Annotated in this window: 22 protein-coding genes and 2 pseudogenes; 19 read left to right on the plus strand and 5 right to left on the minus strand. The window is 69.8% G+C overall.

Annotation, left to right across the window (positions count from 1 at the left end):
• Positions 1-243: 243 nt before the first annotated feature.
• Positions 244-1830: a SulP family inorganic anion transporter gene (locus ACGF4C_RS37690; protein ID WP_393572902.1), complete on the minus strand. Its 1587-nt coding sequence runs from the start codon at positions 1828-1830 to the stop codon at positions 244-246.
• 79 nt (positions 1831-1909) lie between these two features.
• On the opposite strand from ACGF4C_RS37690, the gene ACGF4C_RS37695 reads away from it, so the two are divergent.
• Both ACGF4C_RS37695 and ACGF4C_RS37700 read left to right on the plus strand, forming a co-directional pair.
• A complete protein-coding gene (locus ACGF4C_RS37695) occupies positions 1910-2503 on the plus strand; it encodes a hypothetical protein (RefSeq protein ID WP_393572904.1) in 594 nt (197 codons plus the stop codon).
• A gap of 94 nt (positions 2504-2597) precedes the next feature.
• Positions 2598-2899 (plus strand): annotated as a pseudogene (locus ACGF4C_RS37700) (PucR family transcriptional regulator); the annotation flags it as partial.
• Between the two features lie 115 nt (positions 2900-3014).
• Here ACGF4C_RS37700 and ACGF4C_RS37705 read toward each other — a convergent pair.
• The gene (locus ACGF4C_RS37705; RefSeq protein WP_393572906.1) at positions 3015-3506 is read right to left on the minus strand and encodes a MarR family winged helix-turn-helix transcriptional regulator; all 492 of its coding nucleotides are present in this window, start codon (positions 3504-3506) and stop codon (positions 3015-3017) included.
• 102 nt (positions 3507-3608) lie between these two features.
• Between ACGF4C_RS37705 and ACGF4C_RS37710 the strand changes: the two genes are divergently transcribed.
• From ACGF4C_RS37710 to ACGF4C_RS37765, 12 genes and pseudogenes are all read left to right on the plus strand, one after another.
• Positions 3609-5414 (plus strand): chloride channel protein, encoded by a 1806-nt coding sequence (locus tag ACGF4C_RS37710; RefSeq protein ID WP_393572908.1) that lies wholly within the window; start codon positions 3609-3611, stop codon positions 5412-5414.
• 109 nt (positions 5415-5523) lie between these two features.
• Positions 5524-5844, plus strand: a complete 321-nt coding sequence (locus tag ACGF4C_RS37715; protein WP_393572910.1) for an NAD(P)-binding protein — start codon at positions 5524-5526, stop codon at positions 5842-5844.
• 149 nt (positions 5845-5993) lie between these two features.
• Positions 5994-6152 (plus strand): hypothetical protein, encoded by a 159-nt coding sequence (locus ACGF4C_RS37720; RefSeq protein WP_393572912.1) that lies wholly within the window; start codon positions 5994-5996, stop codon positions 6150-6152.
• A gap of 8 nt (positions 6153-6160) precedes the next feature.
• Positions 6161-6511, plus strand: coding sequence for an NADH-quinone oxidoreductase subunit A (locus ACGF4C_RS37725; RefSeq protein ID WP_393572914.1), 351 nt, complete (start codon positions 6161-6163; stop codon positions 6509-6511).
• Positions 6502-7779, plus strand: a complete 1278-nt coding sequence (locus ACGF4C_RS37730; RefSeq protein WP_393572916.1) for a hypothetical protein — start codon at positions 6502-6504, stop codon at positions 7777-7779. The genes ACGF4C_RS37725 and ACGF4C_RS37730 overlap by 10 nt, the downstream gene beginning before the upstream one ends.
• A complete protein-coding gene (locus tag ACGF4C_RS37735; RefSeq protein WP_393572918.1) occupies positions 7772-8701 on the plus strand; it encodes an NADH-quinone oxidoreductase subunit H in 930 nt (309 codons plus the stop codon). The genes ACGF4C_RS37730 and ACGF4C_RS37735 overlap by 8 nt, the downstream gene beginning before the upstream one ends.
• A 19-nt stretch (positions 8702-8720) precedes the next feature.
• Complete coding sequence (locus tag ACGF4C_RS37740) at positions 8721-9290, plus strand: NADH-quinone oxidoreductase subunit J (protein WP_393572920.1); 570 nt, start codon at positions 8721-8723, stop codon at positions 9288-9290.
• Complete coding sequence (locus ACGF4C_RS37745; protein WP_393572922.1) at positions 9287-9592, plus strand: NADH-quinone oxidoreductase subunit NuoK; 306 nt, start codon at positions 9287-9289, stop codon at positions 9590-9592. The genes ACGF4C_RS37740 and ACGF4C_RS37745 overlap by 4 nt, the downstream gene beginning before the upstream one ends.
• The gene (locus ACGF4C_RS37750; RefSeq protein ID WP_393572924.1) at positions 9589-11460 is read left to right on the plus strand and encodes an NADH-quinone oxidoreductase subunit L; all 1872 of its coding nucleotides are present in this window, start codon (positions 9589-9591) and stop codon (positions 11458-11460) included. Before ACGF4C_RS37745 ends, ACGF4C_RS37750 begins: the two co-directional genes overlap by 4 nt.
• 5 nt (positions 11461-11465) lie before the next feature.
• The gene (locus tag ACGF4C_RS37755) at positions 11466-12971 is read left to right on the plus strand and encodes a NuoM family protein (protein WP_393572926.1); all 1506 of its coding nucleotides are present in this window, start codon (positions 11466-11468) and stop codon (positions 12969-12971) included.
• The gene (locus ACGF4C_RS37760; RefSeq protein ID WP_393572928.1) at positions 12968-14389 is read left to right on the plus strand and encodes an NADH-quinone oxidoreductase subunit N; all 1422 of its coding nucleotides are present in this window, start codon (positions 12968-12970) and stop codon (positions 14387-14389) included. The genes ACGF4C_RS37755 and ACGF4C_RS37760 overlap by 4 nt, the downstream gene beginning before the upstream one ends.
• Positions 14390-14544: 155 nt before the next feature.
• Positions 14545-14792: pseudogene (locus ACGF4C_RS37765) on the plus strand (NADP oxidoreductase); the annotation flags it as partial.
• A 191-nt stretch (positions 14793-14983) separates the two neighbouring features.
• Here the strand turns inward: ACGF4C_RS37765 and ACGF4C_RS37770 are convergent.
• Positions 14984-16303, minus strand: coding sequence for a cation:proton antiporter (locus ACGF4C_RS37770; RefSeq protein WP_393572930.1), 1320 nt, complete (start codon positions 16301-16303; stop codon positions 14984-14986).
• 686 nt (positions 16304-16989) lie between these two features.
• A complete protein-coding gene (locus ACGF4C_RS37775; RefSeq protein WP_393572932.1) occupies positions 16990-17502 on the minus strand; it encodes a nitroreductase family deazaflavin-dependent oxidoreductase in 513 nt (170 codons plus the stop codon).
• Between the two features lie 358 nt (positions 17503-17860).
• Between ACGF4C_RS37775 and ACGF4C_RS37780 the strand changes: the two genes are divergently transcribed.
• The 5 genes from ACGF4C_RS37780 (at position 17861) to ACGF4C_RS37800 (ending at position 22838) form a co-directional block, all read left to right on the plus strand.
• A complete protein-coding gene (locus ACGF4C_RS37780; RefSeq protein WP_393572934.1) occupies positions 17861-18385 on the plus strand; it encodes a MarR family winged helix-turn-helix transcriptional regulator in 525 nt (174 codons plus the stop codon).
• 485 nt (positions 18386-18870) lie between these two features.
• Positions 18871-19959, plus strand: coding sequence for a PP2C family protein-serine/threonine phosphatase (locus ACGF4C_RS37785; RefSeq protein ID WP_393572936.1), 1089 nt, complete (start codon positions 18871-18873; stop codon positions 19957-19959).
• 589 nt (positions 19960-20548) lie between these two features.
• Positions 20549-21184 carry a hypothetical protein gene (locus tag ACGF4C_RS37790; protein ID WP_393572938.1) on the plus strand — a complete coding sequence of 212 codons (636 nt, stop codon included), beginning with the start codon at positions 20549-20551 and terminating at the stop codon, positions 21182-21184.
• Positions 21185-21341: 157 nt separating this feature from the next.
• Entirely contained in the window at positions 21342-21488 is a 147-nt protein-coding gene (locus ACGF4C_RS37795; protein ID WP_393572940.1) for a hypothetical protein, read from the plus strand.
• Between the two features lie 363 nt (positions 21489-21851).
• Positions 21852-22838, plus strand: coding sequence for a sigma-70 family RNA polymerase sigma factor (locus ACGF4C_RS37800; RefSeq protein WP_393572942.1), 987 nt, complete (start codon positions 21852-21854; stop codon positions 22836-22838).
• 488 nt (positions 22839-23326) lie between these two features.
• Here the strand turns inward: ACGF4C_RS37800 and ACGF4C_RS37805 are convergent, their stop codons facing one another.
• Positions 23327-23500: a hypothetical protein gene (locus ACGF4C_RS37805; RefSeq protein ID WP_393572944.1), complete on the minus strand. Its 174-nt coding sequence runs from the start codon at positions 23498-23500 to the stop codon at positions 23327-23329.
• Positions 23501-23730 lie beyond the last annotated feature (230 nt).

The following is a 23730-nucleotide window of genomic DNA, read 5'->3' on the forward strand; positions in this document are numbered from 1 at the left end:
CACTCGCTACGACAAGACCACCGAGTCCTACCAGGCCGCCGTCACCCTCGCCTCGCTCCTGATGTGGGCGTGACATTTGAAGACATCTCCTAGCGCACCGAGCCTCGCCGGGTTCCTGGGCGGCCTTCGGCTGTCGTGTGTAACGACCTGGCGCTTCGCGGTTCACCCGCGTCTCGCATCGCCGCACCGGAAGCCGTTGGCCGCCTCCGGAACGAGAGGCGGCCAACAGGCATTGGGGGCGGGTCAGTGGCTGTTTGCGAGTGCGCCGCTGAGTTTGCCGTGGAGGTGGGCGCTCGGGTCGTTCAGCCCGGTGATTTCGACGGTCTTGCCGCGCTGGGCGTACTTGGTCTCGATGGCGTCGAGGGCGGCGACGGAGGAGGCGTCCCAGACGTGGGTGGCGGACAGGTCGATGACGACCTTGTCGGGGTCGGTGGCGTAGTTGAACCGGGTGACCAGGTCGTTGGAGGAGGCGAAGAACAGTTCACCGGTGACCCGGTAGACGACCTGGGTGCCGTCGGGGTCGACGACAGCGGTGACGTCGGCGAGGTGGGCGACGCGTTTGGCGAAGACGACCATGGCGGTGAGGGTGCCGACGACGACGCCGATGGCCAGGTTGTGGGTGGCGACCACGACGGCGACGGTGAGCACCATGACGGTGATCTCGCCCGCGGGCATCCGCTTGAGGGTCTGGGGCGCGATCGAGTGCCAGTCGAACGTCGCGAACGACACCATCACCATCACGGCGACCAGGGCAGCCATGGGGATGTCGGAGACGACCGGGCCGAACACGATGCACAGCACCATCAGGAACGCGCCCGCGAGGAAGGTGGACAGGCGGGTGCGGGCGCCGGAGACCCGTACGTTGATCATGGTCTGGCCGATCATGGCGCAGCCGCCCATGCCGCCGAAGAAGCCGGTGACGATGTTGGCGATGCCCTGGCCGATGGACTCGCGGGTCTTGTTGGAGCGGGTGTCGGTGATGTCATCGACGAGTTTGGCCGTCATCAGCGACTCCATCAGGCCCACCAACGCCATGGCGAGCGCGTACGGCGCGATCGTGGTGAGGGTGGCGGGCGTGAACGGTACATCGGGCAGGCCCGGGGTGGGCAGCGAGGACGGCAGGGCGCCCTTGTTGCCGACGGTAGGCACCGCGATCCCGGCGGCGACGGTCATGACCGTGAGGACGATGATGGAGACCAGCGGCGCCGGGATCACCCTGGTGACCTTCGGGAAGAACACCATCAGCGCCAGCCCGCCCACGATCAGCGGATAGACCGGCCAGGGCACATCGGTCATCTCCGGGACCTGCGCCATGAAGATCAGGATCGCGAGGGCGTTGACGAAGCCGACCATCACCGAGCGCGGCACGAATCGCATCAACTTCGCGACCCCGAGGGCGCCCAGCAGGATCTGGAAGACACCGCCCAGGATGACGGCGGCGACCAGGTAGCCGAAGCCGTGCTCGCGGTTGAGCGGGCCGATGACCAGGGCGACGGCGCCGGTCGCCGCGGAGATCATCGCGCGTCGGCCGCCGACGATCGAGAGGGTGACGGCCATCGTGAAGGAGGCGAACAGGCCGATCGCCGGGTCGACCCCGGCGATGACCGAGAAGCTGATCGCCTCGGGGATCAGGGCGAGCGCGACGACGAGCCCGGCGAGGATCTCGGTGCGCCAGACGGAGCCTTCGAAGGCGGCCCAGTCGCCCGGCCGCCTGGGAACTGCACGACATGATCGGGCTTCGACAGCGCCCCCTGCTCTTCGCCGCGGAGACGGTCCGCATCCGGCTGTGATCAGCCCCTTCCGACAGCGCGGCGCATTCCGTACTCTCATGATTCCCCGGTGGAGCCGTCTCGATGGAGCGGCCGGGCAGCGGGGTGAGGTGCTGGTGCTCGTGAAGGGGTGTCGGCTGATGGTGGAGAGGTTCGGACACCTGGGAAGCGCCCGTGTGTGGTGGTGGCGCTTCAGGCGCAGTCCGCTGCGGCGGACGAGCGATCTCGTCGAAGCCTGGCTCCTGCTCATGGCGTGGGTCCTGGGCATGGTGGGCGGCGCGGCTGTGGGCCTGGTGACCGCGGTCATGGCCGAGCGGAGCTTCGAGGAGGAGCGGTCCGGGCGCCGCGAGGTGGTGGCGGTGCTGATGAGGAACGCCGTGGACACCGTGACCACACGGACCGGGGACGGCAACCGGGCCAAGGCCGAGGTCCGCTGGAAGGCGCCCGACGGCGGTGCGCGCACCGGTTGGATCAGCGTGATCCCGCATGCTTCCGCAGGTACGCGGGTGCCGCTCTGGACGAGTGCCCGGGGTGACCTCGTCTCCCAGCCGCCGGACCGGTCGAGCGCGATGCTGCAGGCCGGCGTGGCAGGCGTCGGGGCGACGGTGGCGGTGGGCGGTGTGGTGTGGGCCGGTGCCCGGATTCTGCGTGCCCTGCTGGAGCGACGTCGTCTGAGGCAGTGGGCCCTGGAGTGGGAGCGTGCCGATACGCTGCGGGGCGGGCGGACCGGCTGACTCCGGTCTCGTAACGCCTCCCTGGGCTGGAGGAGCCCACGGGGCAGGAGATCGTTCTTTGCCGGCGGGCAGGCCGCCTCCGCCTGACCTCGACGTCCTCGATACCGGGAGGCGGAGCGGCGCGGCTCCTGGTACTCAACACCTTCGACCGCTTCAGCAGGTCCGGGGCGGTGCGCAGCCACTTATCGACACCCTCGGCACCTGTTTCGGCACGGGGTGCGTGGCGGCCGAGGCCGCGCGGCGGCTGTCGCTGAGCGTACGCGCCTTCACCTACGGACCGGAGTGCACCGACAAGTTAACCGCGCGGAACCGGCAGACCCGACGCATCGCTACGCCTTGCGGACCGCGGTGATCGGCGCCCGGCTTCTGGACCGGTCGGGCCAGCGGTGGTGGTGAGGGTGAGGCGGTCGGCCAGGAGGCGGTCGCGGCGAAAGCCGGGCTGGAGCGGCGGGTGAGGCGGTCGGGTCGGTGAACGGTTCGGGTGGCCACGGCTCCGGTGAGCAGCTCGGGTTCAGCGTGCCGGGTCGTTGGCCCAGCCCAGCGGGTAGGCGTCGTGGCCGGCCGGTGGTACAGCGGGTTCGCCCGCCGCCTCGGTGAAGGCGGTGAGCGCCTCGACCAGGGCCGTGCCCTGTTCGGGGTCCATGCGGCCGACGATCGCCGCGATTTCCTCCCTGCGGCGGGTGGTGACCTCGTCGACGATGCGGTGTCCGTCCGTGGTGAGCTGGATCAGGGTTTCGCGCCGGTTGTCGGGATTGGCTTGGCGATCGACAAAGCCGACGGCGTTCAGCCGGTCGATCATCCGCATGGCCGTGGAGGGGTTGACCCCGAGGAGTTCGGCGACCGTGGACAGGTTGGTCGCGCCGTGTACGGAGAGGACCACCAGGAGGCGGAACTGGGGGAGGGTGACCTTGCCCTCGACCGCGGAGAGTGAGCGTGCGGACACGCCCACGAGGACGCGGGAGGCGGTGAGCACTGCGCGGGTCACCGCATCGACGTCGCCCATGCCCTGATGTCTCCCCTTACGCCTGATCATGCTCATTTCTACCTCGTTCGGGGGCGCACTTGACAACATTTGCATAATGCAAAAAGAGCGAGAGAGGAAAATATGACTGGAGTAGCCGCGATGGAGCCCGCCCCGACCTCCGCCGAGCCTGTGGCCCTCACCACCCGGTCCGCGTCGCCGGTGGCACGTCTGCGGAACGCTCCGTGGGGCCTGCTCGCCCTCGCCGTGACGGTGGGGGCGGGTGCCGGGCTCGGTTCGATCGCGTTCCGCTGGCTGATCGTGACCTTCACCCGCCTCTTCTCCGGTCACCAGGACTACGCGGGCGCAGGAGGCAGCGCGAATCCGCACGTGCCGTGGCTGGGGGCGTTCTTTGTGCTGCTGGCACCGGTCGTTGGGGGGCTGCTCTACGGTCCTCTGGTCGACCGGTTCGCCAAGGAGGCCCGCGGCCACGGCGTACCGGAGGTGATGCTGGCGGTCGCCCAGCGAGGCGGCCGGATCAACCCGCAGGTCTCCGTGGTCAAGGCGCTGGCCTCGGCGCTGTGCATCGGCTCGGGCGGTTCGGTCGGCCGTGAGGGTCCCATCGTGCAGATCGGGTCCGCTCTCGGCTCCACCCTGGGCCGGGTGGTCAAGGTGTCCGAGGACCGGATGCGGTTGCTGGTGGCCTGCGGGGCCGCCGGTGGCATCGCGGCCACCTTCAACGCGCCGCTGGCCGGCGTGTTCTTCGCCATGGAGCTGATCCTGGCGACCTTCAGCGTCGAGGCGTTCGGTGCCACGGTGCTCTCCAGCGTCACCGCGAGCATCATCGGCCGGGCCGCGTTCGGCGACAACGCCTTCCTCGTCCTGCCGCCGTTCCACGTCGCACACCTCGGCCAGTACGGCCTCTTCGCGGTGCTCGGTGTGGTGGCCGGCGCGATCGGCGTCGGATTCACCCGCATCCTGTACTGGATCGAGGACGCCTGCGACTGGGCCTGGCGCGGGCCCGAGTGGCTCCGACCTGCCGTCGGCGGCCTCCTGCTGGGCGTCGTCCTGCTGGTGCTGCCGGAGATGTACGGCGTCGGCTACCCCGTCCTGGAGAAGGCCGCGCACGGCGGATACGTCGCCGGATTCCTGCTCCTCCTGCTCGTCGGCAAGATCCTCGCCACCAGCTTGACCATCGGCATCGGCGGATCCGGCGGCGTCTTCGCCCCCAGCCTCTTCATCGGCGCGATGCTCGGTGCCGCCTACGGCGCCACCACCCACCAGCTGCTGCCCGGTACCGCAGGGGCGGTGGGCGCCTACGCCCTGGTCGGGATGGGTGCCGTCTTCGCCGGCGCCTCCCGCGCCCCCATCACCGCCGTCGTCATCCTCTTCGAGCTCACCGGCCAGTACTCGATCATCCTGCCGCTGATGCTCGCCATCGTCCTGGCCACGCTCACCAGCCGCCTGCTCTCCCGCGACACCGTCTACACCCTCAAGCTCCGCCGCCGGGGCATCGACCTGAATGCTCCGGCACCCGGAGCCCGTCTCGGCGCCCAGCGTGTGGAGTCGGTGATGGAGGGGTTTCCCGTGCCCCTGCCCGCGACCGCCGAACTTCCGGAGGCCGCGGACCGGTTGCGCCTGTCCGATCACGGCGCGCTGCCCGTCGTGGACGCCGAGGGGCGTTACCTCGGCACGCTCACCGCCCGGGCGACGGCCGAGGCGCTCGCCGAACGCACCGACGGTGACGTCGAACCACCGGCTACCGCAGGGGACCTCGCCGAACCGACGCCGCCCGTGACCGCCGACATGCCCCTGTCCACCGCCCTGCACGCCCTGGTCACCGCGCCCGGCACCGGCCTTCCCGTACTCGACCCCGACCACGGACACGTGCTCGGCTGGCTGACCCACCAAAGTGCTCTGCGCGCACTCCACCAACCCGCCACCACCTGAGGCAGCGACGTCCCACCCGTTCGCAGAGGAGATCGCACCAGCTCGCGCAGCACATCTGCGTTCGTCACCGGACAGCCGGACACAATGGGAAGGCGAGGGTTGGTTTCGCATGAGGGCAGTCATCTGCGGCGCCGGAATCGCCGGCCTCGCCCTCGCCCAGCGTCTGGACACCCTCGGCCGGGACGTCGTGGTGGTGGAGAGGGCATCCGCCCCCGCACTCAGGGTTACACGTGATCGACTTCTTCGGCCCCGGCTACGACGCCGCGGGGCCATGGGCGTCCTGCCCCGAGTGCCACAGCCGGCCTACCTGGTCGAGGAAGCCGCCTCCGTCGACCACAACGGGGCGCACCGGTCAGCTGGTCCGACCGATGGTGCCCGGCGTCCAACAGAACGGGCCTACAGGTTGGTCCATCGACGGCGCCTCAAGTGATCAACGTACTGTCCGCGAATGATCGCGCGCACGTCCGTTTGCCGACGCCCGCACGGCTTCGGGCCATGCGAGAACTTCCTCGAACGCGGCGTGCCGCACCCTCCTCCGCGTCCGAAGTCGGGATTCTCGTACGGACGTCGGTTTCCCTCTTGGCATACGCATACCTCTCGGGGGCACCCGACCAGATCGGACACAGCGGAGAGGAGATGGAGTTGGCCGCCGAAAGCGCCACGCCGCGCCATGCGGTACTCGCCGGTCTTCCGGCCTGGCGCAACTCCGACTGCCTGCCCGTCATCCACCAGGGCTGAGGAGCGGGATGAGCGGAACCACCGCGGTGCTGTCGCTGCTGGGTGTGTCCGCGCTGGCCGTTGCCGCCGTCTACTGGGCGGCCTGGGCTGCGCGGTTGTCGTCCGATCCGGTGGTCGCCGCGGCGTTCGGATCAGGCATGGAGCCCGTCGAGCACGCCGTGAGCCGCTTCCACGTGCGCTGGTACACCGTGACGATGCTGTTCCTGGCCTTCGACATGGAGATGGTCTTCATGTACCCGTGGACGCGGGTGATCTCTGCCATGGGGCCCAGCGCAGTGATCGAGATGTTCGTCTTCCTGGCGGTTCTGCTCGCCGGTGTCGCCCACGCCTGGCGGGAGGGCGCACTGCGATGGACATGACCGCACTCGCCCTACGGGCTGCCCGTGCGCGGCCGCACGTGCTGCTGGCCCCGCTGCCGGGCGGAACGGCTGCACGGCTGGCAGCGGAGCACGTGGTGCGGCGGTGGGACTGGCCCTTGGCCGCCACACCGGCCCAGGCGGATCTGCTGCTCATCGTGGGACCTGACTGCCCACACCTGCACGCGGCCTTGGACCGGCTCTGGCAGGACCTGCCCGCGCCCCGCGCCCGCGTGCACGCGCCCGATGCCGACGACGTCGAGACCGCATTGGAGACCGGGCGGACGCAGCTCGGTTCCCGGTCCGGGTGGCGGGAGCGAGCTCAAGCGTCAGCCGAGGCGGGCCGTAGCGGCGCTGACGGCGTTCCGCACTCCCAAGATTCTTCCGGCGGCGCTCGCCGCAAGGAAAGAAAGCGCGAGGAAGGCCAGGGCGGTCAGCAGGGGCATGGCGGACATGGCGGTGAGGACGTGGCGATGCCGGGCGGGCTGCCGATGGCCGAGCGGGGTGAGGACCGCGACGGTCTGGCGCTGGACCAGATGCACGTCCCGCTGGGGCCGTTGCTGGCCGACTGGCCACCCGGCCTGACGGTCAAGCTGACCTTGCAGGGCGACGTCATCCAGCAAGCCGACCTTGAGGAACCGCTCACGCCCAGCGGCAGGTCCGCCGAGCCGTTCTGGGTGCAGCCGTGGCTGCGTGCGGCGCGGGGCGAGCCGATCAGCGTGGGGGAGGCGGCCCGGCGGCGGGCGGGAGCGCATCTGGACAGTCTGGCCCGGTTGCTGTCGGTGGCCGGCTGGCCGGCCCAGGCGGTCGTGGCCCGTCGGCTGCGCGACGATCTGCTCGGCGGTGCTTCCGGTGCGGCGGTCGGGCCCCGGCTGGACCGTTTCGTCCGGCGGGTCGGCCGGTCGCGGACGCTGGCCTGGCTGACCCGTGGGATGGGCAGGGTGAGTCGGGATGAGGCACGCAGGGCCGGGGTGAGCGGCCCGGCGGCCCGCGCCGGTGGGGACGTGACCGACCGCTACCGGCAGTGGCTCGCCGACGTCCGGCGTGATGTGGGGTGGCTGGAGGAGCCGTCACTGCTGCAACCGGCGGTGGACGAAAGCCCCCGCGGCCGCTGGAGCAACGACGGTCCGCCGTCGGCCGCGTTGATCGAGCTGCTGCCGGGTCTGCTGACCGGGGCCGAATTGGCCGCGGCCCGCCTCATCGTGGCCAGCCTCGATCCGGACCTGGACGAACTCTCCTTCGCACGACGGGAGATGGGCAGCCGTGGTTGAGGCGGGGGCGTGGTGGACGCTGCTTGTGGCCCCCGCGATGCTGCTCGCTCTGGCCCTGCTGGCGGTGGTCGGCAACGCGGTGCTCGATGCCCGCGACGCGGGCCGGCCCCTTACCCCTGCGGTCGTGGCGCGCCCGCTTCTCGGCGTGCCCCGGGCGCTGCTGGCGCAGCCGCGGCGCCTGCCCGCTCCGGATGTGCTGCTGTGGCGGGCCGGAGTGGTCACCGTACCGGTGGCCGCGGTGCTGTCCACGCTGGTGATTCCGTTCGGCCGTGCAGTGGTGGCCGATCTGTCGGTCGGGGTGGTGTGGTTCAACGCCATGGAGGTGTTGACCTGGGCCGGACTGTGGCTGGCGGGGTGGGGTCCCAACGCAGCCTTCTCCCTCGTGGGCGGATACCGGTTCCTGGCCCAGGGGTTGGCGTATGAGCTGCCGCTGATGTTCGGACTCATCTCGACCGCCACCGGGGCACAGTCCCTGCGCGTGGCCGACATCGCCGCCGCCCAACACGGCCTGTGGTACGCGGTGTGGATGCCGGTTGCCTTCCTCGTCTACCTGGCAGGGGTGCTCGCCTTCAGCTTCCTCGGTCCGTTCGCCTACCCGGCCGGCCGTGACCTCGCCGGTGGGGTGCTGAGCGAAGCATCGGGGGCGGACCGGTTGCTTCTGCAGGCGGGGCGGTGGCTGTGGCTGGCCTCCGGGGCGGCGATGGCGGTGCCGTTGTTTCTCGGCGGCGGCGCCGGGCCGGGACTACCGGCCTGGGCATGGTCGCTGGTCAAGACGCTGCTGGTGCTAGCTGTGTTGGTGGTGGGGCTGCGGCGGCTGCCCGTGGTTCGCGCGGACCGGTATGTGGAGCTGGCTTGGGTGGTGCTCGTCCCGTTGACGATCGTTCAGGCACTGGTGCCGGCCCTGGTCGATCTGAACCGATGACGGGAAGAAGGACCACGTGATGAGTACGACGGACCTGGTGTTGCTGGGAGTGCTGGGCGTGCTCGCCCTGACCGGCGGTGTGTTGGTGTTCGTTCTCGACTCGATGGCCCGCGTCACCTTCTCCCTGCTGACCTCGTTGTGCTGCGTCGGCGGCGTGGTGAGCGTACTGGGGCTGCCTTATCTGGGAGTGGTGATCGTGCTGATGATGGTCATGGAGATGGTGATCATGGCTGTATTCATGATCGCCTACATGATGAATCCGGCCGGCCTGATGCCGATGTCGATGCTCCACAACAAGCGCGGCTCCCTGGTCGTCAGCGCGGTGGTGTTCGCCGCGCTGGTCGCCGGGATCTTCGCGGTGCCGTGGCCGAAGCGCACGGGGGCCCGACCGAAGGACACCACCTTTCAGGTCGGTATGTCGCTGATGGGATCTCAGATGCTGACCATGATGACGCTGGGCTTGGTGCTGCTGGCGACCATGGTCGGCGCCACCGTGCTGGCCACCCACCGGGGGCGCTACGACCGATTCGGCGACGACCTTGCTCAGGGGCCTGCGAATGACCCGGCCGGGGGAGGGGTGGGCCGATGACCTTCCAGCTGATCCTTGTGCTGGCCGCTGGTCTGTTCTGCATCGGTCTGTTCGGTGCACTGTCGCAGCAGTCCATCGTAATGATCATGATGGGGATCGAGCTCATGATCGGCGGGGTGATCGTGGCTGCCGCCGACTTCTGGCACTTCCTCGCCCCGTCCGCACCAAGTGGCCAGGTGGTGATTGTGGCGGCGGTGGTGGCGATGGCGGTGGAAATGGCCATGGGCTTCGCCGTCACCACTGCTCTCTACCGGGCCCGGCAGGTCGACATGACCGACACGGCTCAGGACCTGAAGGGGTGAGCGCGCTGCTTCGGCTGCTGATCGCCGTTCCCTTGGGGACCGGGTCCGTCCTCGGCATGGCGGGCAGGGGCGTCAATCGTCCGGCTCCGGTCCTCGGCGGGGCTGCGGCCCTGGTGACGCTTGTGCTGGCTGTGGCAGCGGCGGTGGAACGGCCCGAGGTGAGCGCGCCGCTGTTCGCCGGGATGCAGGCCGGGCTGGCGGTGGACGGGCTGTCCGCGGTCATGGTGGTCACCGTCGCCGCGGTGACCTTGGCGGTGATGCTGTTCTCCGCCGGGGAGTTCGGTGAGAGCGAGAACCTGGGCCGGTTCTTCGGGCTGATGCTGCTGTTCGCCGGGGCCATGCTCGTCGCCGTCACCGCGACCACGCTGCCCCTGCTGCTGATGGCCTGGGAGGTCATGGGCGCCACCAGCTGGGCGCTGATCGGCTACTGGTGGCAGCAACCGGAGCGGGTGCGCGCGGCAGACGTCGCCTTCCTCACCACCCGCACCGCCGACCTCGGCCTCTATCTCGCGGCCGGGGCCGCGCTCGCGGGCGACATCGGGGCACTGCGCCTGGACGCACTGCCCCAGGCGAGCTCCCCGTGGCTGCACGTCATCACCGCGGGAGCCGTGACCGCGGCGCTGGGCAAGTCCGCCCAACTGCCGTTCTCCTTCTGGCTGTCCAAGGCCATGCAGGGCCCCAGCCCGGTCTCCGCACTGCTGCACTCGGCCACCATGGTCGCCGCCGGTGCCTACCTGCTGCTGCGCCTGCACCCGCTGCTCGCCGCGACGGCCTGGGCCGGACCGCTGGTGGCCTGGATCGGCGCACTCACCGCCCTGGCCCTGGGAACCGTGGCCGTCGCCCAGCGCGATCTGAAGCAACTGCTCGCTGCCTCAACCTCCGCGCAGATCGGCTACATGGTCCTGGCCGCCGGCAGCGGCGGCGTGGCAGCCGGCGTCACCCAACTGGTCGCGCACGCCGCCACCAAGGCGGGGCTGTTCCTGGCCGCCGGAGCGTGGCTGACCGCGCTGGGCACCAAGCAGCTGCCCGCCCTGCGCGGCGCTGCCCGCCGCTACCGGCTGGTGGGCGCTGCCTTCGCCGCCGGGACACTGACGTTGGCGGGGCTGCCGCCACTGTCGCTGTGGGCGGCCAAGGACGAGATCCTCGCCGCCGCCCGGGCCGAAAGCCCGGGCCTCTACGCCGTTGGGCTCGCCGCCGCGGCCGTGGCGGCCGTCTACAGCGTCAAGGCCCTGTGGTACGTCACCCGCCCCCTGCCCGACGAAGCGGGGACCGGCTACGACACAGAGCGGCAGGGCACCCGTCGTCTCTCATCCGCGACTCCGGTCCCGCTGTGGGCGCTGACGGGAGCCGCGGCGGTGCTGGGGGTGCTCGCCCTGCCCGGCCCGGCGGCCTGGCTCAAGCAACTGGTCGGCACGCCCGCTGAACCCGTGCCCGCGGCATGGGAGTTGGCCCTGTCCGCCGGCGTGACGCTCGCCGCTGCGGGAGTGGTCTGGTGGGGCTCCGCCCGCCCGGCTCCGTCCCCCCGTCCCGTGGTGCGTTGGACGCAGCAGTGGCTGTTCCTGGAACGTGCTGCCGAGACGGTGGTGCAACGGCCCGTCCTGGCACTGGCGCGTTCACTGGCCGTCTTCGACGACCGGGTCGTCGACGGCTTCGTGCGGCAGGCAGCCCGCGGTGGTCTGGCCGCGGCCCGGCTCGCCCGTCGCGTGGACGACGGCGGGATCGACGCCGCCGTCCGAGCCGTCGCGGCTGGTGCCCGCAACCTTGGCCGGTGGGCGCGCCGCCCGCAGACCGGGCTGCTGCACCAGTACTACGCCCAGGCTGCCGTCGGCTTCGCCGTGCTCGCCCTGATCGTCCTGTTGGTGAGGTAACCCCTGTGCTGAGTGTCGTCACCTTCCTGCCGCTACTGGTCTGTGCTGTGCTGCTGCTCTGGCCGCGCACCCTGCCCGACCGGATGTACGTCTGGGTGTGGATCGCCGCTGCCACCGCCGACCTGGCCCTGGTCATCGCCGTGTGGGCCGGCTTCGACGACGGCGGCGGAATGCAGTACGAGCAGCGCATGCGCTGGATTCCCGGCGTCGGGGTCGGCTACCACGTTGGCGTCGACGGCCTCTCCCTGCCCCTGCTGGCCCTGACCTGCCTGCTGTTCTTGGCCGTTGCCGGGTACTCGCTGCGCGAGACCAAGATGGTGCGCTCGTACGTGTGCCTGTTCCTCTTCCTGCAGACCGTCTGCCTCGGACTGTTCGTCGCACTGGACCTGATCCTGTTCTTCGTCTTCTTCGACCTTTCCATCGTCGGCATGTTCTTCGTCATCGCCGGCTGGGGCCACGGCGAGCGTGCCCGGGCGGCAGCACTGAAGTTCTTCCTCTACGTCTTCCTCGGTTCCCTCGTCCTGCTGCTCGGCTTCATCGGCCTGTATCTGGCGGCCACCCCGCGCACCTTCGACATCATTGACCTGACGCGCGCCAACCCGCTGGCCGGGCACGGGCTGTACGCGGGTCTGGTCCTGCTGGCGATCGGCGTCGGCCTGTCCGTGAAGACGCCGACGGTGCCGTTCCACACCTGGCTGCCGCCCGCTCACACCGACGCTCCCGCCGCAGGCTCGGTCATCCTCGCCGGAATCCTGCTGAAGATGGGCACCTACGGGTTCGTCCGCATCGCCATGCCCCTGCTTCCCGGCTCCTGGCGCCACTACGCCCTGGTCATCGTCGTCATCGGAGCGGTCTCCGTCGTGTACGGGGCGCTGGTGGCGCTGGCGCAGACCGACTTCAAACGCATGATCGCGTACACGTCGGTCAACCACATGGGCTACGTCATCCTCGCCGTCGGGGCCGCCGGAACGCTCGCCGGCAGTGGCCCCCAGGCCCGCTCGCTGGCGGTGACCGGTGCGGTCACCCAGATGGTCAGCCATGGTCTGATCACTGGTGCTCTGTTTCTGCTCGCCGGCATCCTCTACGACCGTGGCCGCACCTACGCCATCGAGTCGTACGCGGGACTGGCCGGCCCTGCGCCGCGCTTTGCCGCCGTCACTGCCGTCGCCGCGTTCGCCAGCCTCGGTATCCCCGGTTTCTCGGGCTTTATCGCCGAATTCCAGATCTTCACCGGCTCCCTCGCTTCCCAGACCGTGGCCACTGCCATTGCGCTGACCGGCATCCTCATCACCGCCGCCTTGTTCCTGCGCGCCCTGCGCGCCATGTTTCTCGGCGCCTCCCGCCTGCCGTCGACCATCCCCACCGGCGGAATTACGGATCTGCGCAGCAGCGAGGCGACCCCGACCGTAACGCTGCTGGGAGCGGCCCTGGTCATCGGCGTCGCCCCCCGCTGGTTGCTGGACGTCATCGAACCAGCCAGCCGCACCGTGACAAGGCTGGTGGCACGGTGAACGAGAACCTTCCAGCGCTGCTGCCCGAGTTGGTACTGACCGGGGCTGCCGTCATCGGCCTGCTGACCGGCTCTTGGCTGCCGCGTCACCGCCAGTGGATCGTCGCAGCCCTCGCGGTCATCGCCTGCGTCTCCGGACTGGCCGGGACCGCGTTCACCATGGCCACCGCACGGGAACAAACCGTGTTCTCCGGGGCTTTCGCCGTCGATGCGGCCACCGATGAAGGCCGTCTGATCGTCCTGGGCGCCCTGCTGATGGTTATCACCATGTCGGTGGAAACCGTCCGCGGCCACGAACGCCAGACCGAGTACTGGGTGCTGCTGCTGATGACGGGGGCCGGCACCCTGGCTCTGATCGGTGCGAACGACAACCTGATGCTCTTCGCCGCCTACCTGCTCGCCAGCATCCCCGCCTACGCGCTGTCCGCCTTCGCCAAGGACGCCTCCGGCACGGAAGCATCCCTGAAGTACTACCTGATGGGCGCCCTGCTCGGTGTCACCATGCTGGCCGGCATCGCCCTCCTCTACGGCGTCGGCCACGCCACCCTCTACCGGGAACTCCGTACGACGCTTCCGGCTGCGCCGTACGGGCTCGTCACCGTCGGCCTGGTGACTGTCCTGGCGGGGCTGTTGTTCAAAGCCGGAGCCGTGCCCGCCCACTTCTGGGTTCCCGACGTCACCGACGGCGCGCCGGCCCCCGTCGCTGCGTACGTCACCACCCTGCCCAAGGTCGGCGGCCTGATCGCCGGATACCGGCTGCTCCACCAAGCCCTGGCCGACACCGGCGTCAATTGGCCCCTGCTGCTGGCGGTCCTCGCTGCCGCCACCATGACCCTGGGCAACCTGGCCGCGTTCTTCCAGACCTCCGTCAAACGGCTACTGGCCTACTCCACCATCAGCCAGGTCGGCTACCTCCTCATGGCCCTCGCCGTGGCCACGCGAACCGAACTCGCCCTCCAGGGCCTGCTGTTCTACCTGGCCGCGTACGCAGCCACCAACCTCGGTGCCTTCGCTGTCGTCACCGAACTGCCCCAGGCACGCACCCTGCAGGACTACCGCGGCCTGGCCCGCCGCCATCCCGGCCTCGCCGCCGTGCTGGTCGTATGCCTCCTCGGCCTGGTCGGCACCCCGCCCAGCGGCATCTTTCTCGGCAAACTTGTTGTCTTCAGCGCCGCCATCGATGGCGGCTACGCCTGGCTCGCAGCCCTCGCCGTGGCCAACACCGTCGCCTCCCTCTTCTACTACCTGCGCTGGCTGGCCCCCCTGTTCACCGCCACCGCCTCCGCACCCGCACAGGGCCACGCCGTCCTCGGCCGCTGGGCAGCCACCACCGCCTACGCCGGCGCAGCTCTCTCCCTCGTGCTCGGCCTCGCCGGCGGAGCGGTCCTCCCGTTCGGAACTGGAGAGTTGCTGCTGTAGCGAGAAGTCGTCGAGCAGGAACAGCTGAACTCGTCGAGCGGCGCTGTGTGGCTGCGGAGCGACGCGCGGATCGAGAACCCTCCCCTGAGTAACTCCCTGAGATACCGTGAGCACCGACCTCGCTGATGATGGCGGACGAGCGGGCACAGGCGGGCGACGTCCTTCCCGATGCCCCGCCGGTCTTCGACGGTCCGCCCCTGATCGTTCCGATCTGCGGGACGACGAGGCGGCACTCGTGCTGGCACGCAAGCGGGTGCGGGACATGGGCTGCGAACCGGTGGCCCGGGGCGGACTGGACCGGGCTGGACTGCTGGAGGCGACCGCCGCACTGTTCATCGGGCTGCGGGTGGTGGAGCGAGCGGACCTACGGGCAATTGCGTCGGCACTGGCCTGTGCGATAGGTCAACCCGCGGCTCGGCGCGGCCCGCGCAGGTGCGGAGCTCGGCGCCGATGCATAGTCCGGCGGCCACGCCCGGCGGCCGTGATGCGCAGGGCGTTGGTGGCGGCCCGCCCGTGAGTGCGGCGTCCACGACGTTTTCACGGGCCATCGGCTGCGGCAGCGCAGGCGCGAGCGGCACGCAGCCTCGAAACCGTTCAGCTCTGCTGGGGCGGGGGCGGCGTGGGATGCGAGGCCTGTGCGTGGCGGGGCGCGGGCAGGGGCCCGAGCTGAGGGGTGGTCTCCGCATGTGGGTTGAGGAGACGGACGAGGGGGGTGACGGCAGCAGTGGTCAGGAGCGCGACGAGGACGAGCATGGTGAACAGCTTGTCGCCGATCAACCCGGCTTCGCGGCCGAGGGCCAGGACCACGAGTTCGGTCACGCCACGGCAATTCACCAGGACGCCGACTGTTCCTGCTTCCCGCCAGGCGGCACCGCAGACGCGGTGGGCCAGGGCGGCACCGACGAACTTGCTCGCCCAGGCGGCCAGCAGCAGCAGTGCGGCACTGAGGATACCCAGTCCGCTGAGCGTGGTCAGGTCGGCGGAGAGGCCGGTGACCACGAAGAATGCGGCCAGCAGTAGGGAACCCATCTGGTGCAGGGGCGCAGCGATGGTGGCTCGGGAGGCGGGGTCCAGCCTCGGCATGGCCACCCCGAAGGCGAAAGCGCCCAGAGCGGCGTGGACACCGATCCAGGCGGTGGCGCTCGCAGAGAGGAAGAGACCGGCGCAGACGGTGGCCAAGGCGAGGGAGGGATGCTCGACGAGCCACGTGCGTGCGGCGAGACGGCGCAGTAGCGGGCGTACGAGGAACGCCATGGCCAGGCCGTAGGCGGTGAGTTCGGCGACGGTGCGGGTGAGCTGTCCGGTACTGCCACCGCTGCCCAGGGTGATCACGGCGGTGACGCCGCACCAGGCGAAGATCTCGCCCACACCGGCGGCGGCTGTGGCCGTGGTGCCGACCGGTGTGTTGTGCAGCCCGTTCTCGTGCAGGATGCGGGCGAGTACGGAGAAGGCGGTGATGGACAAGGCGGTGCCGACGAACAGGGAGAAGGTGAGCGGATGAACGCCGGTGGCGGGGAGGGCGGGGTGGATGGCCTGGACGGCGTAGGCGGTGGCGGTCACGCAGAACAGGGCGAAGGCCATGGAGGAACCGGAGACGGCTACGACGGCGCGGCCCCGTCCGCGCAGGGCACCGAGGTCAAGTTCCCAGCCAGCCGCGCACAGGAAGAAGACGATGCCGATGTCGGCGATGATGCCCAGGTAGGGGCGGACGTCTTCCGGGAAGAGCAGATGGGGCAGGTCGCCAGGCAATTGTCCGAGGACGCTGGGCCCGAGCAGGATGCCGACGGCGATCTCGCCGACGATGACCGGCTGGCGCAGCCGTCTGCAGAGTGGAATCAGAGCGATCCCACACAGCAGGATGACGGCGACGTCCGTGAGGACCACGACAGGGGCGGGCGCATGGGCAAGCTGCATGGGCGTGAGTCCCCTTCACGAGGGTGTCGCGGACGGCAGGCGGTGTGGCAGCCGCTCGCGTGGTCAGGCGGCAGCGGAGGACTGTGCCGATATGTATGAACTAGGGGGATTACTGCAAGTTCGCAAACTTCACCATTTTCCCGGTGAGAGCCCCATTTATTTCTATCTGGCGGGTTGCTCGCAATGGGGCGATCGTTCCCTTGCCGATGCTCCGTTCGTCTTTCCGTTAGTTAGGGGCCGGGTTCACCGGTGTTCCGCGTGTCAAGCATCCATGCCACCCGCGCCCCGCCGCCGAGCTCCGTGTGCCTGAGCTCCTGTTCGCCGGCCCCTTGGGCCGGGGTGCCCTTGCATCCTCCGTGGTGCTCTGCGCCAGAGCGGCCGAGGGCGCGCCGCGTTCGGGGTAGCCACGACCGATCGTGGCCTGACGATGCGTGCCACGGCGCCTGGCGAACAGGTCGACCACCGGTCCGTACGGCAGCTCGCCGACGACGGGGGGGCGAGCAGGACGAAGAACGGCCCCAGCGACGGAACATGCGGGATTGCGCTGCCGCCCGCCTCCGACTCACTGCTGGCGGCCCATGCACACGCGCAAGGGCGTCAAGTGGCACTTTTGGTGAGCATGCTGGACAGGGGAGGGTTACGGGACACAAGGGTGCGCGGTCCGTTTTGGCGGGCCGCCCTTCGGTCTATACGAGCTGACGTTCAGGAGTCGCCTCAAGGCGGACGAACGGGATGCGTCGCCCCGCCTGACGGTAGGCGGCTTCGCTGCCGTCCACTTCCAACCCCATGAAGGAGCACAGCCGGCGAGCCAGTCGCGGGTGCTCTGGTGCGTAACGGGCCATGATGGCGCTGCCGTCCTCGGGAGAGAGGAAGTAGGCCACCGCAGCGTAGCGGCGGTTGCCGCACTGGACCGTCGTCTGGGGTGAGTGGCGCAGGTTCTGGTACCAGGCCGACGCCGGACCGAAGTCTGAGGCGATGATCCAGCTGCGTCTGTCGCCGTCCCGCTCGTGTGCGACCACTTCCAGGACCACCTGGCGACGGATTCCGGTGAGCCGGCCGGTGTGATGCAAAAGGAGCAGTCGCTTGCCGAACAGCGGGCCGAGTCCGGCCCGGAAGAGACGGATCGGCAGCTGAGCCACAATGCGTCGCCATCCGGTGGGGAGGGGGGGACGTTCACTGGTCGAGAAGTGGTACGTCATGGGTTCCTTCCAGGCCGAAGGGCGCAGGGCGAAGTCGCGGGCCGGCGTGCGGAGAGGGCGAGACGCCCGGGAATGGATTTTGGTCAGTGCAACAGTTGCATAGTCTAAAATGCGGACCCGGGCTACGAGGGTTACGGCGCTCCGGAGTGTCGTCGCGATAGCACCGGGCGCGCCGCGATCCCAGGGTCAGGCGCTTCACGCCAATGAGCGAGGCCCCGTCTCGGGGGGAGCGAATCGAGCATCGATCTCTCGGCACGCGGGGAAACCCCGGATTGTGTGGCGGAGTTGGTGATGGTGGTGGCGTGCTCTGGGGTGTCCTGATGGGGCCACGAGTGCGGCTGGAGGGTAGAAATGGGGGATGGTCGAGTGCGGAACCCCGGCGAGGGGTGTTGATGATGTGGATGCGGTGACCCGAGCGGTGCTCACGGCGTCAAGGCTGTTGGTCGCGGTGTCTGCGCGGTCGCTCGGCGAGGTCGAGGATCGGGTGACGCTCCCGCAGTTCCGGATGCTGGTGGTCCTCTCCACGCGAGGGGCCACCAAGCTGGTTGTGCTGGCCGAACTGCTCCAGGTCGCCCCCTCGACCGCGATGCGCATGGTGGACCGCCTCATCGTGGCCGGTCTGGTGGACCGGCAGGCCAACCCCGACAACCGGCGCGAGACCCTGCTCCAGCTCACCGACGAAGGCAGACGCACCGTCGAAGACGTCACTACCCGCCGTCGTGCGGAGATCAGCGCCATCGTCGAACGTCTCGTTCCTGAGCAGCGCTCCGCGCTCATCGAAGCGCTCACCGCCTTCAATGACGCGGGCGGCGAGCCGTCTGTGGAGGTCCCGGAACTGCATCCCTTGGGGTGGGCCGACGCCGCGCCGGATCGAAGCGGCTGAGGCGTCCAGGTTTGTCGGCGGTTTCGGGCAAGCGCTGCACCATCGGTCCAGAGTGCCGCTCACCCGGTGGGGCCCGTCGGTGCGGGCATACCCGCATGAGCAGGCGTGGGCGGGAGGCCGGTCTCGGTGCGTACTCCGGCGGTCGCTACGTTCTCGGACAGGGGTGAGATGCTGTGGGGCGCCCACCGTTGGGCCCGAGCGTCTAGGCAGACAGGGGAGGGCCGCGACGTCCGGACGTGGCGACCGCACGGAGAGCGCGGCCTACGCGGCGGCGCTTGGCCCGGAAGCCCAAGTCCCGTCATGCCGGACCGGTCATCGAGGCGTCCTCACCTTCCGGGAGGTGGGCATGTCAGCTCCTGGCCTCCACGGGTGAAGAGGCGGGGGCTGCTTTCTCGCGGAACCTTTGCATAGTCTAAAGGTGGGGAGGCGGCCGTGTCAGAAGCGACCGGGCGGCTCTCATGCGCTGTGACATTGCTGGAGGAGGCATGACCGTGGAAGAGCCGACGTCGGGCTTGGCGGTGCTGTCCTGGATGCCGGTGGCGGTGATGGCCGTGGTGGCCGCGGCGGATGTCGTTGCCGGGCCGGGCGTGGGGTTCCTGCCGCTGGTCTCGCTCGGACCGGCGTTCTCCGGGCTGGTCGGGGGATGGCGGCGTACGGCACTGATCGGTGTGGTGGCGCTGCTGCTGTGCGTGGGCCTCGGGGTGTACGACGGTCTGTTTCAGGAGCGCCGCGGCTTCACGGCGATGGTGTCGGTGGCGGGCGTCACCGGTGTGGGTATCGCGGCCGCCGTGATGCGCTCTCGACGGGAGGCGGAGCTGGCCAGTGTGCGGTCGATCGCAGAGGTGGCCCAGCGGGTGCTGCTGCGGCCGGTGCCGCGGACCGCAGGCTCGTTGCGGGTGGCGGTGTCGTACACCTCGGCGGACGCTGGGGCGCAGATCGGCGGCGACCTGTACGAGATGGTCGCCTCGCCGCACGGGATCCGGGTGATCGTGGGGGACGTGCAGGGCAAAGGCCTGGCTGCCGTGGAAACCGCCGCCGTGGTGCTCGGTGCATTCCGGGAGGCTGCCCACGACGAACCCGACCTGGTGGGGCTGGGCGAGCGCTTGGAGCGCAGTGTGGCCCGGGAGCTGGGAGGGAAGAAGTTCGTCACCGCGGTGCTCGCCGAGATCGGCGAGGACCGCGAGGTCGTCTTCCTCAATTACGGTCATCCGGCCCCGATGGTTGTGCGCCGGGGCGGGACCGTCAACTTCCCGGAGCCGCCTTCCTACGCCCTTCCCCTGGGGCTGGGTGTCCACGGGAGCAACGCCCCGACCCCCTACCGGGTAGGCTTCGCGCCCGGCGAGCAGATGCTGCTGTACACCGACGGTGTTACCGAGGCCCGGGACACGGCCGGCACCTTCTACCCCCTGGGCAGCCGGGCCGAGCTGCTCAAGGAGCCCGAGGCCGGCCGTGCCCTTCAGGGCCTGCGCGAGGACCTGGTGCGTCATGCAGCCGGGCCCCTCCACGACGACGCCACCATGCTCCTGCTGCGCTACCGCACTCACGCGGAAGAAATATCCGTTTCCCGCGCGTGAGGCAGCAGCGGCTTTGGCATGGCAAAAGGACGCACGCCGGATCACGAGATCCCTGCGCTGATCACGGAGTTGATGTGGTCACCCCGGCGGTCCTGACCGCATTGCGCCTGCTGGTGGCAGTCTCCGCCCGCTCGCGCCGGGGTCGAGGCCGGCGCTGTGTCGAGGTCCCCCGTGGCTGAGCGCGACGCAGTGGCTGGCGTTCGAGTGCCCCGCACCTTCGACAAGGCGGAAGCAGAGCCCCCGGCGCCCCCCGCCGTCGAGAACCAGGGTCTCCGCCCGCTCGGTTACGTCGCGGACGAGGCGATGGCGCGCGAACGTGTGACCGTCGCTCGCGCCAGGCGTTCGCAGCAGGTGGGGGCCGGTTTCCGGAGGACCCTTTTCCGAGACCTGCATGTTTTGCATAATGCAAGGAAAACCGGGCCGTGCCTCGTCACCCCCTCCGGTAAAACGTCCCCGAGCGTGTCCCGACGGAGGCATGACGTTCGCGCGGCGGTCGCACAGGTCGCCGCCGGTGGACAGAGGAATGATGCAAGGAGTGGCAATCGTGCGCCGAAGGCGTCGGCCCTTGCCCCTGGCTGAACCACACCTCATGGCGCATCTCCGCGCCACGGTGTGGGGGCCTGCGGAGTTCGTCGGACTGCCGCCCTGGTGGCTGGTCCGGAAAGGGACCCTCGTGGGGATCCTCGCTGCCGGGGTCATCGTCGGTACGACGCTCTTCGGCGCCTGGGTGGGCAGGCCCTCGCTTGCCGACGGTGAGGCGGGCTTGGTGTGCGCCGTAGCCCTTGCGCTGTATCTCTCCTCTTTGCGAGCGGGGCGTGCGCTGGTCGGCATCGCCGCGTTGTTCGGCGTGTGCCTGGCGTTGCAGGCTCCGCAGGCCGCCGCCGGCATGGTGCTGGCGGAACGTGGACTGGTGCAGTCAGTGGTGGTGACGTCGGTCGAGGACGGCCGGGCGGCGGACGGCGGGCGTACCCGGTACCTGTGCTCGGTGGCGGATGCCGACGGCGTACCGCTGAAGGTCCGCATCTGGCGCGGCTGCGGGCAGGCCACCCGGCCCGGAGACGCGCTTGCTGTCGTGTACGACCCCAAGGGGACGGTGTCCCCGCGCGGTTGGCAGACGGGGGCCGACGTTCCCGGGCCGCTGCGCGACCTGACCCCGTGGGCTGCGGCACTCGTCGTCTGCAGTCTGGTTGCCGTGGTCCGCTCTCACCGGCTCTCCGGCTTCTGACGATCTCCGAGGCCGGGACAGTACGGTGGCCGCTGATCAACCCACCGTTGGCGGTGCGGTGATAAGTGAGGGTGGTGGGGGAACGGCGAGTACGGCGGGCCGATTGTGCGAGAAGAACGACGCGAAATGCAACGCCGCGGGGAAGGAGGAGCCAATCATGACTGCGCTGCCGAAGTACCTCACCAGCCTCGCCGAGAAGGTGTGCAAGGGGTGGTGCGTCGTCGAGTTCGTCAAAGTGGTCAAGGGCACCGACAGCCGGCCGCATATTCCTGGCGAGGAGACCCCACGGCTGCTGAGCGGCTGACCAACGCGGCGGCTCACCCCGCGTGGGCTCACCGTTGCGTAAGCGGCGCCGCCGGCCGGGATCGAGGATCGCACTGAACGGCTGTACGGGAAATGGGTCGCCGGGGGCGCCCGGAGGCGAAGAAGCTGGTGGCCCAGTCGTGCAGGTGTGGGCTGGGGTGAGGGAGGTGTGACTGCTCGCCGGGTGCGTATCGCCGGCTGGACGCGAGCCGACCGGGTGACGGGGGTTTGGCCCTCTTCCTGTCTGGCGACGAAAGAACAGGAGTCGACGAGAAAGCGGGTCGGCCGAAAGCGGTTCCATGCCATCTCGGTGCGGCATCTGTCGATACGGGTTCGCCTCCCATGCGAAGGATCCACAGAGCCCATGCACAGGCACACCAACGCCCGTTCGGCGCGGCCGGTCCACGGCACGGGCGCTGCACGTTCATCCGAGTGGATGGACGCGATGATGCGCGACCTCAGTCGGTGCCCGCCGGGTCCGCGGCAACAAGGTGTGCGGGCGGCGACGATCTTGGCCCTCATGCCGCTTGCGCGGCGGGTGGCCCGGCGCTTTCACGGGCAGGGAGAGGAGGCCGACGATCTGGTCCAGGTTGCTTCGGTCGGCCTCACCAAGGCGGTCGACGGCTTTGTCCCGTCACGAGGGCACCCGTTCCTGGCTTACGCATTACCCACCATCGTCGGCGAAATCAAACGGCATCTCCGGGACCGCGTCCCGGCGGTTCGACTTCCCAGGCCCCTTCAGGAAGCGTCCGGGCCGGTCTTTCGGACCCTGGAGGAACTGGAGCAGCGGTCCGGGGGCGTATCGCCCGGAGCGGAACAGATCGCGGCGTACCTCGGCATGGAGACGGCTCTGGTCACTGCAACCCTTCGTGCGGCACGGGTATGCCGTCCGGTGTCGATGGACGGTGCGGGCGACGGAGGGGAGGCGCACTCGGCAGCCTGCGGTGCCGGCTCCGCCGACCGGAACATCGACCACGTGGTCGACGTGGTGGCCCTGACCTCGGCCGTGCGACGTCTCACCGCACTGGAACGCCGCGTGCTGTATCTGCGGTTCTACCGGGAGAACACCCAGCAGCAGATCGCGGATGCCGTCGGCATCTCGCAGGGCCAGGTGTCCCGGAGACTGGGGTCCTGCTACCGGCAGCTGCGGGAGGCCCTCACAACGGTGCCGATGGAGACGGCGGAGGGCCGCCCTCCCAATTGTCGCGCCGCCTCAGGGCGGCTTCCGGCCGAACCACGCTCGCTGCCGCCAGCCGGGCGGCCGTTCGGAGCAACGAGGGGTGCACCAGGAGGTGGCGGTGCAGCCCGGTGGGCCTCCTCGGCGGGACCTTCTTACCGGGCCCGCCGGTGAACTGGGGCAGGACCCCGGGCCCGTTTCCTGGCGCCTGGCCGGTCAGTTCGAACAAGGCGGCGGCACTGGCAGCGGGGACGAACCTGCCAGGATCCACGAGCCCACGCTCATCGGCGAGGTCACTGTGAACACCCGCAGCATCTTCATGAACCGCCCCCGCCTGCCGAGGTCATTGATGAGAGCCGCCATGGAGAGATGACCGGCCGACGCGGCCGCGACCTTGCTGACGCGGCTCAGGGTCGGGCGTCCGGTGGCGTGTGCCGCGGCGCCGGCACGTCCACCGAGCGAGGAGGTGAGGCCTGGTGAGCACGGCAGCCCCGGGCCGGCCGCGCCGCTGGTCGCCTTGGCCGGGAGCTGGACAGGGGCCAGAGCATGGAACGACCGTGCGCTCGCTTGACCGCTGTTGCGGGGCCCGGCCGGCGGTCCTTCAAGATGCGCCGAACGGGCCGGTCGCATGCTGCCCGTGAGGGAGGGTCTTGTCGCTGGGATCAGAAAATGAGAATGGTGCCGATGAGCACGATGACGACGAGGGCGATGAAAAGGATCAAGATGAGCCGGTGGCCGCGCTTGGGGCTGTCTTCAGGGCCTCCACCCCGGGGGCGATCTTCTGGAAGGTCACCGTCGTCCGGCCGATCGCGGGAGTAGAAATCGGGGTTAGTCATGAGCAGCTCCTTCCGAAGATGGTGCGCCTCACCACTCATCCAGGGATACACGCGTTCTCCTGCGATGCGCGATGAGAGTCCTGCCGAGGCGTTTCCCGGGTGGCGCCGTGGCCGTGCTGTCCGGCTCTCCCTTGGCTCCTCCTCCGGGCCCGTGGCCTCGTCGCACGGTGGTGGGCCTGCTGCCGATAACGGAGCGGAAACCCTCGTAGAGGGCGCATCGTCGACGCTCA

The organism is Streptomyces sp. NPDC048197 (genome assembly GCF_043202395.1).
GTDB classification, from domain to species: domain Bacteria; phylum Actinomycetota; class Actinomycetes; order Streptomycetales; family Streptomycetaceae; genus Streptomyces; species Streptomyces siderophoricus.

Excerpts from the sequence above, each read along its gene's own strand:
- ACGF4C_RS37690 (WP_393572902.1), bottom strand. The coding sequence starts at position 1,830 with ATGAGAGTACGGAATGCGCCGCGCTGTCGGAAGGGGCTGATCACAGCC.
- ACGF4C_RS37695 (WP_393572904.1), top strand. The coding sequence starts at position 1,910 with ATGGTGGAGAGGTTCGGACACCTGGGAAGCGCCCGTGTGTGGTGGTGG.
- ACGF4C_RS37705 (WP_393572906.1), bottom strand. The coding sequence starts at position 3,506 with ATGGGCGACGTCGATGCGGTGACCCGCGCAGTGCTCACCGCCTCCCGC.
- ACGF4C_RS37710 (WP_393572908.1), top strand. The coding sequence starts at position 3,609 with ATGACTGGAGTAGCCGCGATGGAGCCCGCCCCGACCTCCGCCGAGCCT.
- ACGF4C_RS37715 (WP_393572910.1), top strand. The coding sequence starts at position 5,524 with ATGAGGGCAGTCATCTGCGGCGCCGGAATCGCCGGCCTCGCCCTCGCC.
- ACGF4C_RS37725 (WP_393572914.1), top strand. The coding sequence starts at position 6,161 with ATGAGCGGAACCACCGCGGTGCTGTCGCTGCTGGGTGTGTCCGCGCTG.
- ACGF4C_RS37730 (WP_393572916.1), top strand. The coding sequence starts at position 6,502 with ATGGACATGACCGCACTCGCCCTACGGGCTGCCCGTGCGCGGCCGCAC.
- ACGF4C_RS37740 (WP_393572920.1), top strand. The coding sequence starts at position 8,721 with ATGAGTACGACGGACCTGGTGTTGCTGGGAGTGCTGGGCGTGCTCGCC.
- ACGF4C_RS37745 (WP_393572922.1), top strand. The coding sequence starts at position 9,287 with ATGACCTTCCAGCTGATCCTTGTGCTGGCCGCTGGTCTGTTCTGCATC.
- ACGF4C_RS37770 (WP_393572930.1), bottom strand. The coding sequence starts at position 16,303 with ATGCAGCTTGCCCATGCGCCCGCCCCTGTCGTGGTCCTCACGGACGTC.
- ACGF4C_RS37775 (WP_393572932.1), bottom strand. The coding sequence starts at position 17,502 with ATGACGTACCACTTCTCGACCAGTGAACGTCCCCCCCTCCCCACCGGA.
- ACGF4C_RS37780 (WP_393572934.1), top strand. The coding sequence starts at position 17,861 with ATGGTCGAGTGCGGAACCCCGGCGAGGGGTGTTGATGATGTGGATGCG.
- ACGF4C_RS37785 (WP_393572936.1), top strand. The coding sequence starts at position 18,871 with ATGACCGTGGAAGAGCCGACGTCGGGCTTGGCGGTGCTGTCCTGGATG.
- ACGF4C_RS37790 (WP_393572938.1), top strand. The coding sequence starts at position 20,549 with ATGGCGCATCTCCGCGCCACGGTGTGGGGGCCTGCGGAGTTCGTCGGA.
- ACGF4C_RS37795 (WP_393572940.1), top strand. The coding sequence starts at position 21,342 with ATGACTGCGCTGCCGAAGTACCTCACCAGCCTCGCCGAGAAGGTGTGC.
- ACGF4C_RS37800 (WP_393572942.1), top strand. The coding sequence starts at position 21,852 with ATGCACAGGCACACCAACGCCCGTTCGGCGCGGCCGGTCCACGGCACG.
- ACGF4C_RS37805 (WP_393572944.1), bottom strand. The coding sequence starts at position 23,500 with ATGACTAACCCCGATTTCTACTCCCGCGATCGGCCGGACGACGGTGAC.